We start from the raw sequence: 14,173 nt of genomic DNA, 5'->3' as shown, positions 1-14,173 counted from the left end.
CGCCGCCCGACTTGATCTCGCCCCTGCCCAACATATCCGAACGCATCGGCATCGAGCCCAGGCCGCCGCGACGCGGCCCGGGGCCTCCGCGCCTCAGAGCTTCGTCGCGCCCTGACCGGCGAGGCGACGGGCCGCGTCGCCGAGACCGGCATGGTCGCGTCCGCCGCTGAGGGCGTAGGCGGTGCGGGCGGCGGTCCAGTAGGCGGTTTCACCGTCCCCGGGGCTCGTGACCGCGCTCGGCGTGACACCGATCTCGGACCCGCGCGTGGCAAAGAGCGAGACCTCGCCGAGCGTCCCGGCGTCGATGACGACTTCGACGCCGGTGCCGTTGCGGGCGGGCACGACCTGCACGTCGCGCACGGTCCAGTCCGTGGGCAGGTCCGGCAGGGCGATGCCGGTCGCCGCCGTGATGCCGTCGCGATCGTAGGAGCCGGCCAGGGCGCGCTGCGACGCGATGCGGGTGCGGATCTGGGCGGCCTCGCGGGCGTGGCGGGCGTCCGCCACCAGGGCGGGGTCGACGGGCGAGGCGAAGGTGTCGGGCACCCCGAGGAACGGTCCGTCCGAATGCGCGAGCCAGCCGGTGCCCACCAGCAGGGCAATGACGGCGGCGCGGCGCAGGCGGTCACCGAACCGGCGCCAGGCCAGGGTGCGGTCGAGCCGCCGGGCCGCGACGCGGTTGCGCTCGGGGCCCGGTCCGGGAAGCCCGGCAAAGGCCTGGCGCAGGGCATCGCGATCGTGGAGTTCGGCCATGATCAGCGCGGCGGTCTCGGGATGGCGCGCCAGATAGGACTCCACATCGAGGCGGCGAAGTCCGTCCAGCTGCCCGTCCACAAAGGCGGTGAGATCGTTCTCGGTGATCGGGTCGATCATCGCTGTCGGTTCCATGGCATCGGCTCCGGTCAGATACAGGGAACGCGTCCCCGGACAAGACGTCCCGGCCGCGCTTCGGGAGAGATCGGCCGCATCGGCCATGATCCTCCCCGTCTTCTCGAAAGTCAGCTGTCGCCGACGGCCCGGCCGGTCCGGGGCGGCGCCACATCATCCGTCTCGTCCTGTGGCACGAGGCGCAGGCGCGGCCGCTCGGCGGCAAGGCGCTGGCGACGCTCGGCGACGTTCCCGCCCTGTCGCTCGACGGGGCGCTCGCCCTCCTCGAAGGCGCGCAATGCGGCGCGGCCCCGGCCGAGGCGTGACATCAGCGTGCCGATCGGGATGCCCAGCACCGCCGCCGCATCGGCGTAGGCCATGCCCTCCAGGGTGACGAGGTGGAGCGCCGCGCGCTGCTCCTCCGGCAGGGTCAGGAAAGCACGGCGGATCTGGGCGAGGCGGACCTGCGCCTCCTGGGAAGGCAGCGTCACCTCCTCGCTCATCTGCACCAGCGTGTCGGCGTGACGGGCCTCGACCCGCTTGCGGCGCTGCTCGTCGATGAAGACGTTGTGCAGGACCGTCATCATCCAGGTACGCAGGTTGGTGTTCGGCCGCGCAGCCTGGCCCGATTCGAGGGCCCGCACGAGCGCGTCGTGCACGAGGTCGTCGGCCCGAAGCGTGTCGCGGGTCAGCGCGCGCGCGTAGCGCCGCAGCGGAACCAGGAGATCGACGATGGCAGCGGAGCCGGGGCGGGTGGATTCGGTCGTCATGAGAACACCAACGCCCGAGCCCCGCGGTTTAATCCCGCCTCAGCGGTAGGTCGCCTCGAGGTCGAGGGTACAGGTGTGGCCGATCTGATCGTAATTCTCGGCAAGCCAAGCCTGGGCGGCGCCCCGGCCCTTGTCGCGCAGGCGCTCGAACACCCGCCAGCGGGCATCGAGCCGGGAGGAAGCCTGATAATCGTCGAGGGCGCCGGTGCCGTCGATCCGGTGGACGTATTGCGATTTGTACGCGCCTCGGCCGAGTACGCCCTCGGCGATGAGGTGATCGACGAAGTCGATGGCGCGCAATTCCCGCATCAGGTTGGCGTTGAAGGTGATCTCGTTGAGGCGGTCCTGGATCTCCTGCGGCGTGCGCGGCGTCTCGCGGCGCTCCACCGGGTTGATCTGAACCAGCACGATGTCGCGGGTCTCCGCGCCGCGATACAGCGGATAGAGGGGCGGATTGCCGAGGTAGCCGCCGTCCCAGTACGGCACGCCGTCGATCTCGACCGCCTGGAACACGGTGGGCAGGCAGGCGGAGGCCATGAGGTGATCGACGTTGAGCGCCTCGCGCTCGAACACCGCGAGCTTGCCGGTCCAGACGTTGGTGGCGGAGACGAACACGGCCGCCGTCTCTGCCTCGCGCAGGCGCTCGAAATTCACCTGGGCGGCCAAAACCTTGCGCAGGGGATTGTAGTTCAGCGGGTTCGTCGCATAGGGGCTGGTCTTGAGCACCCGACCCCAGAACTCCGCGACCGGGTTATTCGCCCAGAACTCGAAGAGGCCGTTGAAGGCGCGGCGCTGCGCCGGCCAGAGATCCCCATCGAGGCTGACCTCGCGCCGGAACCGCTCCAGCGCCCGGCGCGCGCCCTCCGGCCCGTCCTCGAGCCAGCCATCCACCATCACGACGGCGTTCATGGCGCCGGCACTCGCCCCCGTGATTGCCTCGAAGCCGAGGCGACCGTCCTCGATCAGCGCGTCGAGCACGCCCCAGGTGAAGGCCCCGTGCGCGCCACCCCCCTGAAGCGCTAGCGCCACCGTCTTCTCCGCCCGCGGCCCGGCCATCACGCGGGTCGTGGCCGAGGCATGCGCGGGCATGTCTTGGTCGGGCAAGACTTGGTCGGGCAGGACATCAGGGAGCGAATCGATCGACGGCTCCCGGTGCGGATCGAGCATGGTGATCTCCGAACGCTGATGCTGCACCGCAATATGGGATGCCGAAAGGTCACAAACATCCGGCAATGGGCGCGGTTCCCTGTGCGGCACGCAGTCCTGCCCCTCGCCCGACCCCGGGACCGACCCGAAACCTCGACATCTCGGCCCGGATGGGACATGGGAGAAGCCGAATACGATCAGCGCGCCCTTCGCTTCGTCCGGCCCCCGGCGACGCGGTGGGCTTGACGCCCGCCCGCCGTCATCTCAGCTAAACGATCGAGGGCGTAGTGATTGCGGCATCGGAACGCCGCCACCCGGCCCGGACCCGCCCGGTCGATGGCATCCGGTCGCCGGTGGACGTTCCTCGGAGCGCAGAGTCAACGATGGACAGCATGGACGCGACCCCCGCCAACCCGATCCGCGGCACCGGTCCCGAGATCGCGGGCCCGAGCCCCCGCCACCGCACGGTCGGGGTCACCATCGGCTCCGGCGAGGGCGCCGTGACGGTCGGCGGCGGTGCGCCGATCGTCGTCCAGTCGATGACTAACACCGACACTGCCGACATCGACGGAACGGTGGCACAGGTGGCCCAGCTCTCCCGGGCCGGCTCCGAACTCGTTCGCATCACCGTCGACCGCGACGAGGCGGCGGCCGCCGTGCCCAAGATCCGCGAGCGGCTCGACCGCATCGGTGTGCACGTGCCGCTGGTGGGCGACTTCCACTACATCGGCCACAAGCTCCTCTCCGACCATCCGGCCTGCGCCGAGGCGCTGGCCAAGTACCGGATCAACCCGGGCAATGTCGGCTTCAAGGAGAAGAAGGACACGCAGTTCTCGACCATCATCGAGCAGGCGATTCGCTACGGGAAGACCGTGCGCATCGGCGCGAACTGGGGCTCGCTCGACGAATCGCTCCTCACCCACCTGATGGACGAGAACGCCCGTTCGGCCCGGCCCATCGACGCCCGCGCGGTGATGCGCGAGGCCATGGTGCAGTCGGCCCTCTCCTCGGCCGAGCGCGCCGTGGAACTCGGCCTGCCCAAGGACCGGATCATCCTCTCGGCCAAGGTCTCGGCGGTGCAGGACCTCATCGCGGTCTACCGCGAGGTGGCGCGCCGCTCGGACTTCGCGATCCATCTCGGGCTGACCGAGGCGGGCATGGGCTCGAAGGGCTTGGTCGCGGCCTCGGCGGCGATCGGCGTGCTGCTGCAGGAAGGCATTGGCGACACCATCCGCTACTCGTTGACCCCGGAGCCGGGCGGCGACCGCACCGTGGAGGTCAAGGCGAGCCAGGAACTCCTGCAGACCATGGGGTTCCGGACCTTCGTGCCCCTCGTCGCGGCCTGCCCGGGCTGCGGCCGCACCACCTCGACCACGTTCCAGGAACTCGCCCGCGACATCCAGAACTGGATCGTCAACTCCATGCCGGAGTGGAAGAAGGCGTATCCCGGCGTCGAGGGCCTCAACGTGGCGGTGATGGGCTGCATCGTGAACGGACCCGGCGAATCCAAGCACGCCGATATCGGCATCTCGCTCCCGGGCACCGGCGAGACCCCCACCGCCCCGGTCTTCATCGACGGCAAGAAGGCCATGACCCTGCGCGGGCCGACCCTCGCCAAGGACTTCGAGACCGTGGTGACGGACTACATCGAGCGCCGCTTCGGCGCGGGCACCCGCACCGCGGCCGAGTAACACCGAGGCGCACGACGTGTGATCGCGAACGGCGGCTCCCGTGCGGGTTGCCGTTCTCGCATGCTGCGCCGCATGATAGCGTGAACGCAACCGTCCCCCGCCGCCCGACACCGTCGGGACCGGCCCCGGCGTTCCCGCACGCGGTCTGACACCGCGCCCGCGAGACGTTGGGCTCGCCACGAGCCTCGATCGAGCCGTATGACGCAATCCGCCACTTCGAGCGCGCCCGCCGCCAAGCCCGAGGGCGCCGTCACGCCCCCTCCGGCCGCAGACGGCGAGACCGCCCGCGCCCACGCGCCCGCAAGCCTCTGGACCCTCGTCCTCGGCTCCATCGGCGTGGTCTACGGCGATATCGGGACGAGCCCGCTCTATGCCTTCCGCGAGGCCCTGGTTTCGGCCCGCGCCGACGGCATCCTGCTGCGCGAGGAGGTGCTCGGCGTCGCCTCGCTGATCCTCTGGGCGCTCGTCCTCATCGTCACCATCAAGTACGTCGTCATCCTGATGCGGATGGACAACAACGGCGAGGGCGGCATCCTCTCGCTGATGGCGCTGGCCCGCACGGCGCTCGGCGGCTCGCGCGTGGTCTTCATGTTCGGCCTGCTCGGCGCCTCGCTGTTCTACGGCGACGCCATCATCACGCCCGCGATCTCGGTGCTCTCGGCGGTGGAGGGGTTGAAGCTCGTCACCCCCGCCTTCGATTCCTACGTGCTGCCGATCACCATCGCGATCATCGTGCCGCTGTTCCTGATCCAGGTGCGGGGCACGAGCAAGGTGGCGTCGTTCTTCGGACCGATCATGGCGGTCTGGTTCGCCACGATGGCGCTGGCCGCCCTGCCCCACATCTACGCCACGCCGGACGTGTTCTGGGCCATGAACCCCTACTACGCCGTCCATTATCTCCTCGGGCACGGCACGGGGGCCCTGGTGGCGCTGGGCGCGGTGTTCCTGGCGGTGACCGGCGCCGAGGCGCTGTTCGCCGATCTCGGGCATTTCGGGCGCCGGCCGATCCAGATCGCCTGGCTCTGCCTCGCAGGCCCCTGCCTCGTCCTGAATTACTTCGGGCAGGCCGCCCTCGTGCTGGCGAAACCCGATACCAGCGACCCGTTCTTCCAGCTCGTGCCCGAATGGGGCCTGCTGCCAATGGTGCTGCTCGCCACCGCCGCCACCGTCACGGCGAGCCAGGCCGTCATCACCGGCGCCTTCTCGCTCTCGCGCCAGGCGATCCAGCTCGGCCTGCTGCCGCGCCTGGAGATCCGCCACACCTCGGAGTCGCATTCGGGGCAGATCTACCTGCCGCAGATCAACGCGCTGCTCATGGTGGGCGTGGTGATCCTCGCGGTGCTGTTCCGCTCGTCCGCCGCCCTGGCCTCGGCCTACGGCATCGCCGTGACGGGCACGATGCTGATCACCGCGAGCCTCGCCTTCCTCGTCTTGTGGAAGACCTGGAAATGGTCGCCCTGGGCCGCCGGCCTCGCGATCCTGCCCTTCGCGGCCGTCGAGTTCCTGTTCCTGCTGTCGAACATGCTCAAGGTTCTGGAGGGCGGCTACGTGCCCCTGCTGTTCGCGGGCGCCCTCGTCGTCATGATGTGGACCTGGGTGCGGGGCGTCGGCATCCTCATCAACAAGACCCGCAAGACGGACGTGCCGCTCACCGAACTCGTCGGCATGCTGGAAAAGAGCCCGCCACACCACGTGCGCGGCACGGCGGTGTTCCTGACGAGCGACCCCTACATCGCGCCGGCCGCCCTGCTGCACAACTTGAAGCACAACAAGGTGCTGCACGAGAAAAACGTGGTGCTCACCGTCGAGACGGTGGACACGCCCCGCGCCGCCGAAGCCGACCGCATCCACATCGAGCCCATCGGCCCGCACTTCCACAAGGTGGTGATGAAGTTCGGCTACATGGAAACGCCGAACATTCCCCGGACCCTGACGCTGCTGCGCAAGCAGGGCTTCAAGTTCGACATCATGGCGACGTCGTTCTTCCTGTCGCGTCGCTCGATCCGCCCCGCCGCGCATTCGAGCATGCCGCTCTGGCAGGACCGGATCTTCATCACACTAGCCAAGAACGCCAACGACGCCACGGACTTCTTCCAGATTCCGACCGGCCGCGTAGTGGAAGTGGGCACGCAGGTCACCGTCTAGGGACACGCCACGCGCTCGTTTCGGAGCGGCAACGGTGCGCGTGACGTCCCGATACCCCGTTACGGCCGCGGCAGGTTGAGGACCGGCGGAGGCGGCGGCTCCGGGGCCAGGGCCGCAGGGGTCAGGGCTTGGCGATTCTGGGCCACGCGATCCCGAGCCACATGAACCTTGGCAGCTTGGATCTTGGGAGACTGGACCTTGCTGGCGGAGGGCTTCTGCGCGGTGGAGGCCTGTTCGATCCGGGCCGGTGCCGCTTGGGGGACGGGCGCTTCGGCGATCGCAGCCGGGGTCGGCGCGACGGGGTCGGGCACCAGCAGCGTCGTGGGTGCCGGCGTCACCGGCATCGCGGGTGGCTCGGCTGAGGCGAAGGCCAGGGCGACCGGCGGCGCGGCCTGCTGCACGGCGCCGGGTTTGCGCTTCTCGTAGAAGGCGTTGCCACCGGCCACCGCGACGTAGTGCATGTTGTTGTAGGGGAAGCGCAGGCCGGCGGTGTGGAAGTACATGGCCCGGCCGACCTTCGGATGGCGCTGGCCGTCGAGGACGGCGTCAGTGACCTCGGCGACCTTCTGGAGGTCCCGTGGCTCCATCTTCTTCGTCAGCACGCCCGGCGCGAATTGCCGGGGCTGCCCGACCACGGCGCAGATGCCGCCGTTCGGAAAGGCCGCGGCCTCAAGCCGGTTCATCACCACGGTGCCCACCGCCAGCAGGCCCTCGGCGTCGCTGCGGTTCGACTCGAAATACATCGCCCGGCCGAGACAGTCGCGCTCCTCGTCCGTGGCGGCGACCGGCTTCACCGCAAGGGTCGCGCTCGTCCCCATGGGCGTCGGCGCGTAGGTGTTGCACCCGCCGAGACCCGGAATCGCCAGGATGAGGCTCAGGACGGGCAGCGTCGTCGCCGATCGGAATTCCCGCATGCCGTCCCGCCCGCTCCCTCAAGCTTGTGCTTAAGGATTGACCGGCAAATGGGTTCGTTTTCGGGCAGCCGGACATCTTCGGACACAGTCCGGATCAGGCCTCGCGGTCGTAACGGAAGGCGTCCGGCACCCGGGGCATGCCGATATGGTCGTAGAAGGTGATCGCGTCGGGGGCGGCCGTGAGCAGCAGCGAGGCCTGGGGGCCGACCGCCGCGCGGGTGGCACTGATGAGGCCCTGGCCGATCTTGAGACCTTGCGCGGAGCGGCACACCGCGAGGTCCGAGAGGTAGGCGCAGAAGGTGAAGTCCGTGAGCGTGCGCGCAACCCCTACCAGCGCGCCGTCGCGGCGGGCGGTGACGACGAGGTCCGCCCGCTCCAGCATCAGCGCGAGGCGGGCCAGGTCGTCGGCGGGTCGGCGTGGGGCGAGGCCCGATTCGACGAGGACGCGGCGGAACTCCGCCGCATCGAGGTCGGGCTCGATCCCGTAGACGACCGCGACGTCTGGACTCTCGGACATCCTCAGACCGTCAGCGTGCCGTGGCAATGCTTGTACTTCTTGCCCGAGCCGCACGGGCACGGCTCGTTGCGCCCGACCCGGCCCCAGGTCGCGGCATCCTGGGGGTCGCGCTCCAGGACGGCGGTATCGGCGGACATCTCGCGGGCGGCGTAGCCGTAGGCGGGGCCGGCCCCGCCGTCGCTGCCGGTCCCGATCCGATCCATCTCGTTCTCGCCCGTGACGGGATCGAGGTGCTGGGCGAACATCGGCGGGAGTCCGGGTTGGGCGAAGGGGTTGTCCGCCCCGTCCGCCGGCGGCTCGTCGTACATGATCTCGATGCGCGAGAGCTGCTGCGTCACCTGCTCGCGCAGGTTGGAGACGAGGCCGTTGAAGAGGTCGAAGGCCTCCGACTTGTACTCGTTGAGGGGATCGCGCTGGGCGACGCCGCGCCAGCCCACCACTTGGCGCAGGTGGTCGAGGGTGACGAGGTGCTCGCGCCAGAGGTGGTCGAGGGTCTGCAGGAGGACCTGCTTCTCGACATAGGTCATCACCTCGGGCGTGTTCTTCTCGGTCCGGACGCCGTAGGCCTCGTCGGCGGCCTGGCGCAGGCGGTCGCGCATCTCCTCGTCGGCGATGCCCTCCTCCTTGGCCCAGTCCTCCACCGGCACGTCGAGGTTGAGCACGGTCTGGACCCGCTCGCGCAGGCCCTCGATGTCCCACTGCTCGGCATAGGCGTTCTCGGGCACGTGCACGGCCACGAGATCGTCGACGACGCCGTGGCGCATCTCGTCCACGGTCTCGCGCACGCTCTCCTGGCCCATGAAGTCGCGGCGCTGCTCGAACACGACCTTGCGCTGGTCGTTCATGACGTTGTCGTATTTCAGCACGTTCTTGCGCATGTCGAAGTTGCGCGCCTCGACCTTCTGCTGCGCCTTCTCGATGGCCTTGTTGATCCAGGGGTGGATGATCGCCTCGCCCTGCTCCAGGCCGAGCCGGGTCAGCATGCCGTCCATGCGGTCGGACCCGAAGATCCGCATCAGGTCGTCCTGCAGCGAGAGGTAGAACTTCGAGCGACCGGGATCGCCCTGGCGGCCGGAGCGGCCGCGCAGCTGGTTGTCGATGCGGCGCGACTCGTGGCGCTCGGTGCCGATGATGTAGAGGCCGCCCGGCAGGGCCTTCTTGCGGCCCGCCTCCGGGTCGGCCGGCTCGCCGGAGGCCAGGACCTTGGCCCGGTTCTCCTCGATCTCGGCCTTGATCGCCGCGATGGCGGCCTCGCGCTCGAGGCCCTCGGGCACGCCCGAGAGTTCCTTCTCGACGCGCATCTCGACGTTGCCGCCGAGCTTGATGTCGGTGCCGCGCCCGGCCATGTTCGTCGCGATGGTGATCGCGCCGGGCACGCCGGCTTCCGCCACGATATAGGCCTCCTGCTCGTGGAAGCGGGCGTTGAGCACGGCGAAGCGCTTCGTCACCCGGCCCTCGCGGGCGGCGGCGTAGACGTCGGTGAGGGCGTTGGGGTCCGAATAGTCGAGTTGGCGGAACCCGGCCTTCACCAGCATTTCGGCCAGGTGCTGCGACTTCTCGATGGAGCCGGTGCCGACGAGGATCGGCTGGTGGCGGGCATGCGCCTTCTCGAGTTCCGCGATGATGCCGGAGTATTTCTCGTCCACCGTCCGGTAGACCTCGTCGTCCTCGTCGACGCGCTCGACCTCCTTGTTGGTCGGGATGTCGACGACTTCGAGCTTGTAGATCTCGGCGAACTCGTCGGCTTCCGTCGAGGCCGTGCCGGTCATGCCGGCGAGCTTGGAGTAGAGGCGGAAGTAGTTCTGGAAGGTGATCGAGGCCAGCGTCTGGTTCTCGGGCTGGATCGTCACCCGCTCCTTGGCCTCCAGCGCCTGGTGCAGGCCTTCGGAGTAGCGCCGGCCCTGCATCATGCGGCCGGTGAACTCGTCGATGATCACCACCTCGTCGTTCTTGACGATGTAGTCCTTGTCCAGGGTGAACAGGGTGTGGGCGCGCAGGGCCAGGTTCGTGTGGTGGACCAGGGAGACGTTGTGCGCGTCGTAGAGGTCACCCTCCTTCAGCAGGTCCGCTCCGCGTAAAAGGTCCTCGACGAACTCGTTGCCGCTCTCGGTGAGCGAGACCGTGCGCTGCTTCTCGTCGAGGTCGTAATGCTCGCGCTCGAGATGCGGCATCAGGGCGTCGACGGAGACGTAGAGTTCCGAGCGGTCGTCCACCGGACCGGAGATGATCAGCGGGGTGCGCGCCTCGTCGATGAGGATCGAATCGACTTCGTCGACGATCGCGTAGTTGTGGCCCCGCTGCGAGAGCTGGGACAGCTCGTACTTCATGTTGTCGCGCAGATAATCGAAGCCGAACTCGTTGTTCGTGCCGTAGGTGATGTCGCTGGCGTAGGCCTCCTTGCGCTGCTCGTCGTCGAGCCCGTGCACGATGGTGCCCACCGACAGCCCGAGGAAGCGGTAGACCCGGCCCATCCATTCCGCGTCGCGGGCGGCGAGATAGTCGTTGACCGTGACCACGTGGACGCCGAGGCCCGAGAGGGCGTTGAGGTAGACCGGCAGGGTGGCCACCAGGGTCTTGCCCTCGCCGGTGCGCATCTCGGCGATGCCGCTCTCGTGCAGCACCATGCCGCCGATGAGCTGCACGTCGAAGTGGCGCTGCCCGAGCACGCGCTTGGCCGCCTCGCGGACCGTGGCGAAGGCGGGCACCAGGATGTCGTCGAGGCTCTTTCCGGCGGCGAGTTCGGCCTTCAGCATGTCGGTGCGGGCGCGCAGCTGATCGTCCGAGAGCGCGGCGATCTGCGGCTCCAGGGCGTTGATCTCGGCTACACGGGGACGATAGCCCTTCACGCGCCGGTCGTTGGACGAGCCGAAAATCTTTTTGGCGAGGGCACCGAGCATCGTGAACCTACGGTCGATCGAATAAGTCTGAAGGCGAATGTTGGCCGGGCTTATAGAGGTAAATATGGACCGGCGCATCCGAAAGAGCCGGCCCGCGTCATCGCCCGGACGAGGGGCGAGGCCGGGTCGGCCCATGGCATGCAGATGTGGCAAATCCGCCCCGCGCGCCAGAGTGCAGCGAGGGTGTTCGCCCCGACAAACGCAGGAGGCGTTCGTTTCGATCCGGGCCTCCGCCCGAGCTTAAGGCCGCCGCGCTACGGCAGGCCTGCGCCGGGCTGGATCACGCGCTCAGTTGATGAGGCAGAAGCCCGCGCCGGTGCCGACCACACGGCTGCTGGCGCACCAGGGCTCGGCGGCCCGGACCTCACGCACCACCGGTGCGGTCACGGGCAGGACCGGACGCAGGCCGGGATCCTGAGGGCCGCTACCGGGTTGAGCGGCAGCCGTCCCGATGGCGCCCGTGGTGACCACCGCGACGGTGCCCACGCGGGCGCTCCGGGCCCCTAGGCGGACACCCCGCCCGCGTGCCTCGGCGTCGTCCGCCGCGCCGAGCGCTAGGATGAGCAGGGTCGCACCGATGACCTGTCCGCTCCGCATCGTCGTCTCCCGTCACGCGTTACCATCTCGGCCGATCGCACGCCGAGCGTAGGCAGAGACGCCTTAACGGGGCCTCTCGCGAACGCATCGCAATCGCGGGAATTCGATCCCCGGGTGCCGTGGCCACGCTTGCCATCGGACCCTGCCATCGGACCTTGCCTTCGGACCTCGCCCGCGCCACCTGATGTCGCGGCCAGAATCGCGCGGCCTTGCGCCGCCCTCCCCTCTCGACCGCCCCACGCGATCCATTTCGGCCGGAAGAGCCGGGACGCGGGCGGCGCCCCCAAGGACGCCTCGATGACGATGATCAAGTCTCTCTCGCGCTCGGGCCTGTTGCGCTCGAGCCTCCTGCGCACGGGCCTTCTGCGCACGGGCGCGGTGGCTCTGGCGCTGAGCCTGCCCCTGGCCTCGGCGCGAGCGCAGGCCCCCGCCGCGACGCCGGCCGCCGCACCGGTGGCGCCCGAGACCGTGGTCGCGAAGGTGAACGGGGCGGCAATCACCGCCGGCGACCTCGCCATCGCCTCCGAGGACCCGGCCCTGTCGCTGCCGGGCGTCGACGACGCGCAGAAGAAGACGCTCCTCGTCGACTACATGATCGACCTCAAGGTCGGGTCCCAGGCCGCGGAAGCCGCCAAGATCGGCGATTCGCCCGACTTCCAGCGCAAGCTCGCCTACTTCAAGGACAAGCTCCTCCTCGACGAGTACCTGGAGCGCGAGGCCAAGAAGGCCGCGACGCCGGAGGCGGCCAAAGCCCTCTACGACCAGACCGTCAAGGCGATGAAGCCGGAAGAGGAGGTCCACGCCCGCCACATCCTCGTGGAGAGCGAGGACGAGGCCAAGAAGATCGCCGCGCGCATCAAGGCGGGCGAGGATTTCGCCAAGGTGGCGGGGGAGGTCTCGAAGGATCCGGGCTCCAAGACCGAGGGCGGCGATCTCGGCTGGTTCACCAAGGAGCGCATGGTCGCGCCCTTCGCCGAGGCCGCCTTCAAGATGAATCCCGGGCAGGTCTCCGACCCGATCAAGACCCAGTTCGGCTGGCACGTGATCAAGCTCGAGGAGAAGCGCACCAAGCCGGTGCCGACCTTCGCCGAAATGAAGGAGCAGGTGGACCAGTACATCACCCGCAAGTCGCAGCAGGACCTGATCCTGAAGCTGCGCGAGGGCGCCAAGATCGAGCGCACGGCCGCCGCACCCGCCGTGGCGCCGGCACCGCCGAAGACCCCCTGAGACATGGCTCCCTGAGGACAACCGCCTGGGGCAGTCCTCTTCGCGGCCCTTACGCCACCCGACGCAGGGGCCGGGGAGCGGGTTCGCTGCGTCCCCGCCCGTTGTGCTTGGCCCGATAGAGCGCCGCATCGGCCCGTCGGATCAAGGCGTCGAGAGTCCGGCCCGCATCGGCCCGGGTGCCCCGGCCGTCGGTGCTGGCGAGGCCGATGCTGACGCTCACCGAGAGCTGGGGCAGTTCCGGCACGGCGATTCGCGCCACGGCGCGTCGCAGGAATTCCGCCTGGACGAGGGCTTCGTCCGGGGTCAGTCCCCTGAGCAGGCAGGCGAATTCCTCACCCCCCATCCGGCCGAAGAGCGCGTGTTCCGGCAACAGGGCCGACACCGTGTGGCAAAACCCGACGAGGACGCCGTCGCCCACCGCGTGGCCGTGCATGTCGTTGACGCGCTTGAAGTAATCGAGATCGAACAGAAGCAGGGTGATGCCGGATTCCCGCCGCGCCGAACTCGTCTCGGACGGTGAGGTCCCGGCCCAGGCGGCTTCGGACAAAGCGGACTCGGACAACATGGCTTCCGACAAGGCAATTTCCGCCCGCGCCACGAAGGCCCGGCGGCTGAGGATGCCGGTGAGCGCGTCGGTATCGGCGGCCAGCCGCTGGAGAAGCTCCGCGCGCTCCTTGGTCAGCGACATGAACACGAAGGCGATGGCCAGGGTGAACAGCATGCCGATCAGGCAGAGGATCGTCAGCCAGGGCGATTGCAGCGGCTGCGGCCCGGTCTGCGGCGGGGCGATGACGGCGAGCGGCACGCGAACCCAGTAGGCGAGCGTGTAGAGCATCAGAAGGACGATCCCGGGATAGCGCGACACCAGGGGTTCGGCCCGCGCGCGCCAGATCTCCCGCGCCGCCAGGAAGCAGAATCCGCCGGCGAGGCTCGAGGCGAGCATGACGCGGGCGGGGAGCGACGTATAGAAAGCCGGGATCAGGCATCCGGCGCCCCAGAGCGCGACCGCACCCGCGATGGGGAGGAGGCGCGGCGCCCGCCCCTCGAAGGCGCGAATTCCGGTCCAGATCAGGCCGTAGGCGGCGATCATCACCCCGTTGGCGACGCCGATCGAGATCCAATCCGGAATGAGGCCCCGCAGAGCCAGCAGGGCCGAGGCCAGCGCGCCGGTGAGATGGGCGACGCCCCAGATCGCCAGGGCGTGCACGTGGCGCGTCTGGCTCCAAGACAGCAGGAACAGGCTCCCGACCATGAAGGTCAGGATCACCGTCACCAGCAGCAGGGTCGGGGCATCGAGCAGCATCGGTCGGTCTCACCGCCCCTTTCGGTGATCGAGGGCCGGCCACGCCGCCCGGGCCGGAAGCCCGGCCGATATGCGCGACTCTACACCATCGATGTTACTCAG

At 69.2% G+C, this 14,173-nt stretch carries 11 protein-coding genes; 3 read left to right on the top strand and 8 right to left on the bottom strand.

Annotation, left to right across the window (positions count from 1 at the left end; translation table 11 throughout):
* Positions 1-93 precede the first annotated feature (93 nt).
* From JWQ05_RS06595 to JWQ05_RS06585, 3 genes are all read right to left on the bottom strand, one after another.
* Entirely contained in the window at positions 94-885 is a 792-nt protein-coding gene (locus JWQ05_RS06595) for an anti-sigma factor (RefSeq protein ID WP_299656393.1), read from the bottom strand.
* Positions 886-995: 110 nt separating this feature from the next.
* Positions 996-1,634 carry a sigma-70 family RNA polymerase sigma factor gene (locus tag JWQ05_RS06590; protein ID WP_299656390.1) on the bottom strand — a complete coding sequence of 213 codons (639 nt, stop codon included), beginning with the start codon at positions 1,632-1,634 and terminating at the stop codon, positions 996-998.
* A gap of 39 nt (positions 1,635-1,673) precedes the next feature.
* Positions 1,674-2,723, bottom strand: coding sequence for a patatin-like phospholipase family protein (locus JWQ05_RS06585; protein WP_299656387.1), 1,050 nt, complete (start codon positions 2,721-2,723; stop codon positions 1,674-1,676).
* A 440-nt stretch (positions 2,724-3,163) separates the two neighbouring features.
* Between JWQ05_RS06585 and ispG the strand changes: the two genes are divergently transcribed.
* Positions 3,164-4,471 (top strand): flavodoxin-dependent (E)-4-hydroxy-3-methylbut-2-enyl-diphosphate synthase, encoded by a 1,308-nt coding sequence (gene ispG, locus JWQ05_RS06580; RefSeq protein ID WP_299656384.1) that lies wholly within the window; start codon positions 3,164-3,166, stop codon positions 4,469-4,471.
* A gap of 198 nt (positions 4,472-4,669) precedes the next feature.
* Positions 4,670-6,616, top strand: coding sequence for a potassium transporter Kup (locus JWQ05_RS06575; RefSeq protein WP_299656381.1), 1,947 nt, complete (start codon positions 4,670-4,672; stop codon positions 6,614-6,616).
* 59 nt (positions 6,617-6,675) lie between these two features.
* Here JWQ05_RS06575 and JWQ05_RS06570 read toward each other — a convergent pair whose 3' ends face one another.
* The 4 genes from JWQ05_RS06570 to JWQ05_RS06555 form a co-directional block, all read right to left on the bottom strand.
* Complete coding sequence (locus JWQ05_RS06570; RefSeq protein ID WP_366944561.1) at positions 6,676-7,530, bottom strand: cell wall hydrolase; 855 nt, start codon at positions 7,528-7,530, stop codon at positions 6,676-6,678.
* A 94-nt stretch (positions 7,531-7,624) separates the two neighbouring features.
* Positions 7,625-8,047, bottom strand: a complete 423-nt coding sequence (locus tag JWQ05_RS06565; protein WP_299656378.1) for a GNAT family N-acetyltransferase — start codon at positions 8,045-8,047, stop codon at positions 7,625-7,627.
* Between the two features lie 2 nt (positions 8,048-8,049).
* Entirely contained in the window at positions 8,050-10,944 is a 2,895-nt protein-coding gene (gene secA, locus JWQ05_RS06560) for a preprotein translocase subunit SecA (RefSeq protein ID WP_299656375.1), read from the bottom strand.
* A 288-nt stretch (positions 10,945-11,232) separates the two neighbouring features.
* Positions 11,233-11,541, bottom strand: a complete 309-nt coding sequence (locus JWQ05_RS06555; RefSeq protein ID WP_299656372.1) for a hypothetical protein — start codon at positions 11,539-11,541, stop codon at positions 11,233-11,235.
* A gap of 303 nt (positions 11,542-11,844) precedes the next feature.
* Between JWQ05_RS06555 and JWQ05_RS06550 the strand changes: the two genes are divergently transcribed.
* Positions 11,845-12,768 (top strand): peptidylprolyl isomerase, encoded by a 924-nt coding sequence (locus JWQ05_RS06550; protein ID WP_299656440.1) that lies wholly within the window; start codon positions 11,845-11,847, stop codon positions 12,766-12,768.
* Between the two features lie 49 nt (positions 12,769-12,817).
* On the opposite strand, the gene JWQ05_RS06545 is transcribed toward JWQ05_RS06550, so the two are convergent.
* Positions 12,818-14,071: a diguanylate cyclase gene (locus JWQ05_RS06545; protein WP_299656369.1), complete on the bottom strand. Its 1,254-nt coding sequence runs from the start codon at positions 14,069-14,071 to the stop codon at positions 12,818-12,820.
* Between the last annotated feature and the right edge of the window lie 102 nt (positions 14,072-14,173).

It is taken from the genome of Methylobacterium sp., from assembly GCF_028290105.1.
Taxonomy (GTDB): Bacteria; Pseudomonadota; Alphaproteobacteria; order Rhizobiales; family Beijerinckiaceae; genus Methylobacterium.
The sequence above is the reverse complement of the archived record's forward strand: the minus strand, read 5'-3'. Positions and strand labels throughout refer to the sequence as shown.

Bases quoted from the DNA above. Each gene is read 5' to 3' on its own strand.
- JWQ05_RS06575 (WP_299656381.1), top strand. From the start codon at position 4,670: ATGACGCAATCCGCCACTTCGAGCGCGCCCGCCGCCAAGCCCGAGGGC.
- JWQ05_RS06595 (WP_299656393.1), bottom strand. From the start codon at position 885: ATGGAACCGACAGCGATGATCGACCCGATCACCGAGAACGATCTCACC.
- JWQ05_RS06570 (WP_366944561.1), bottom strand. From the start codon at position 7,530: ATGCGGGAATTCCGATCGGCGACGACGCTGCCCGTCCTGAGCCTCATC.
- JWQ05_RS06565 (WP_299656378.1), bottom strand. From the start codon at position 8,047: ATGTCCGAGAGTCCAGACGTCGCGGTCGTCTACGGGATCGAGCCCGAC.
- JWQ05_RS06555 (WP_299656372.1), bottom strand. From the start codon at position 11,541: ATGCGGAGCGGACAGGTCATCGGTGCGACCCTGCTCATCCTAGCGCTC.
- secA (WP_299656375.1), bottom strand. From the start codon at position 10,944: ATGCTCGGTGCCCTCGCCAAAAAGATTTTCGGCTCGTCCAACGACCGG.
- JWQ05_RS06585 (WP_299656387.1), bottom strand. From the start codon at position 2,723: ATGCCCGCGCATGCCTCGGCCACGACCCGCGTGATGGCCGGGCCGCGG.
- ispG (WP_299656384.1), top strand. From the start codon at position 3,164: ATGGACAGCATGGACGCGACCCCCGCCAACCCGATCCGCGGCACCGGT.
- JWQ05_RS06545 (WP_299656369.1), bottom strand. From the start codon at position 14,071: ATGCTGCTCGATGCCCCGACCCTGCTGCTGGTGACGGTGATCCTGACC.
- JWQ05_RS06590 (WP_299656390.1), bottom strand. From the start codon at position 1,634: ATGACGACCGAATCCACCCGCCCCGGCTCCGCTGCCATCGTCGATCTC.
- JWQ05_RS06550 (WP_299656440.1), top strand. From the start codon at position 11,845: ATGATCAAGTCTCTCTCGCGCTCGGGCCTGTTGCGCTCGAGCCTCCTG.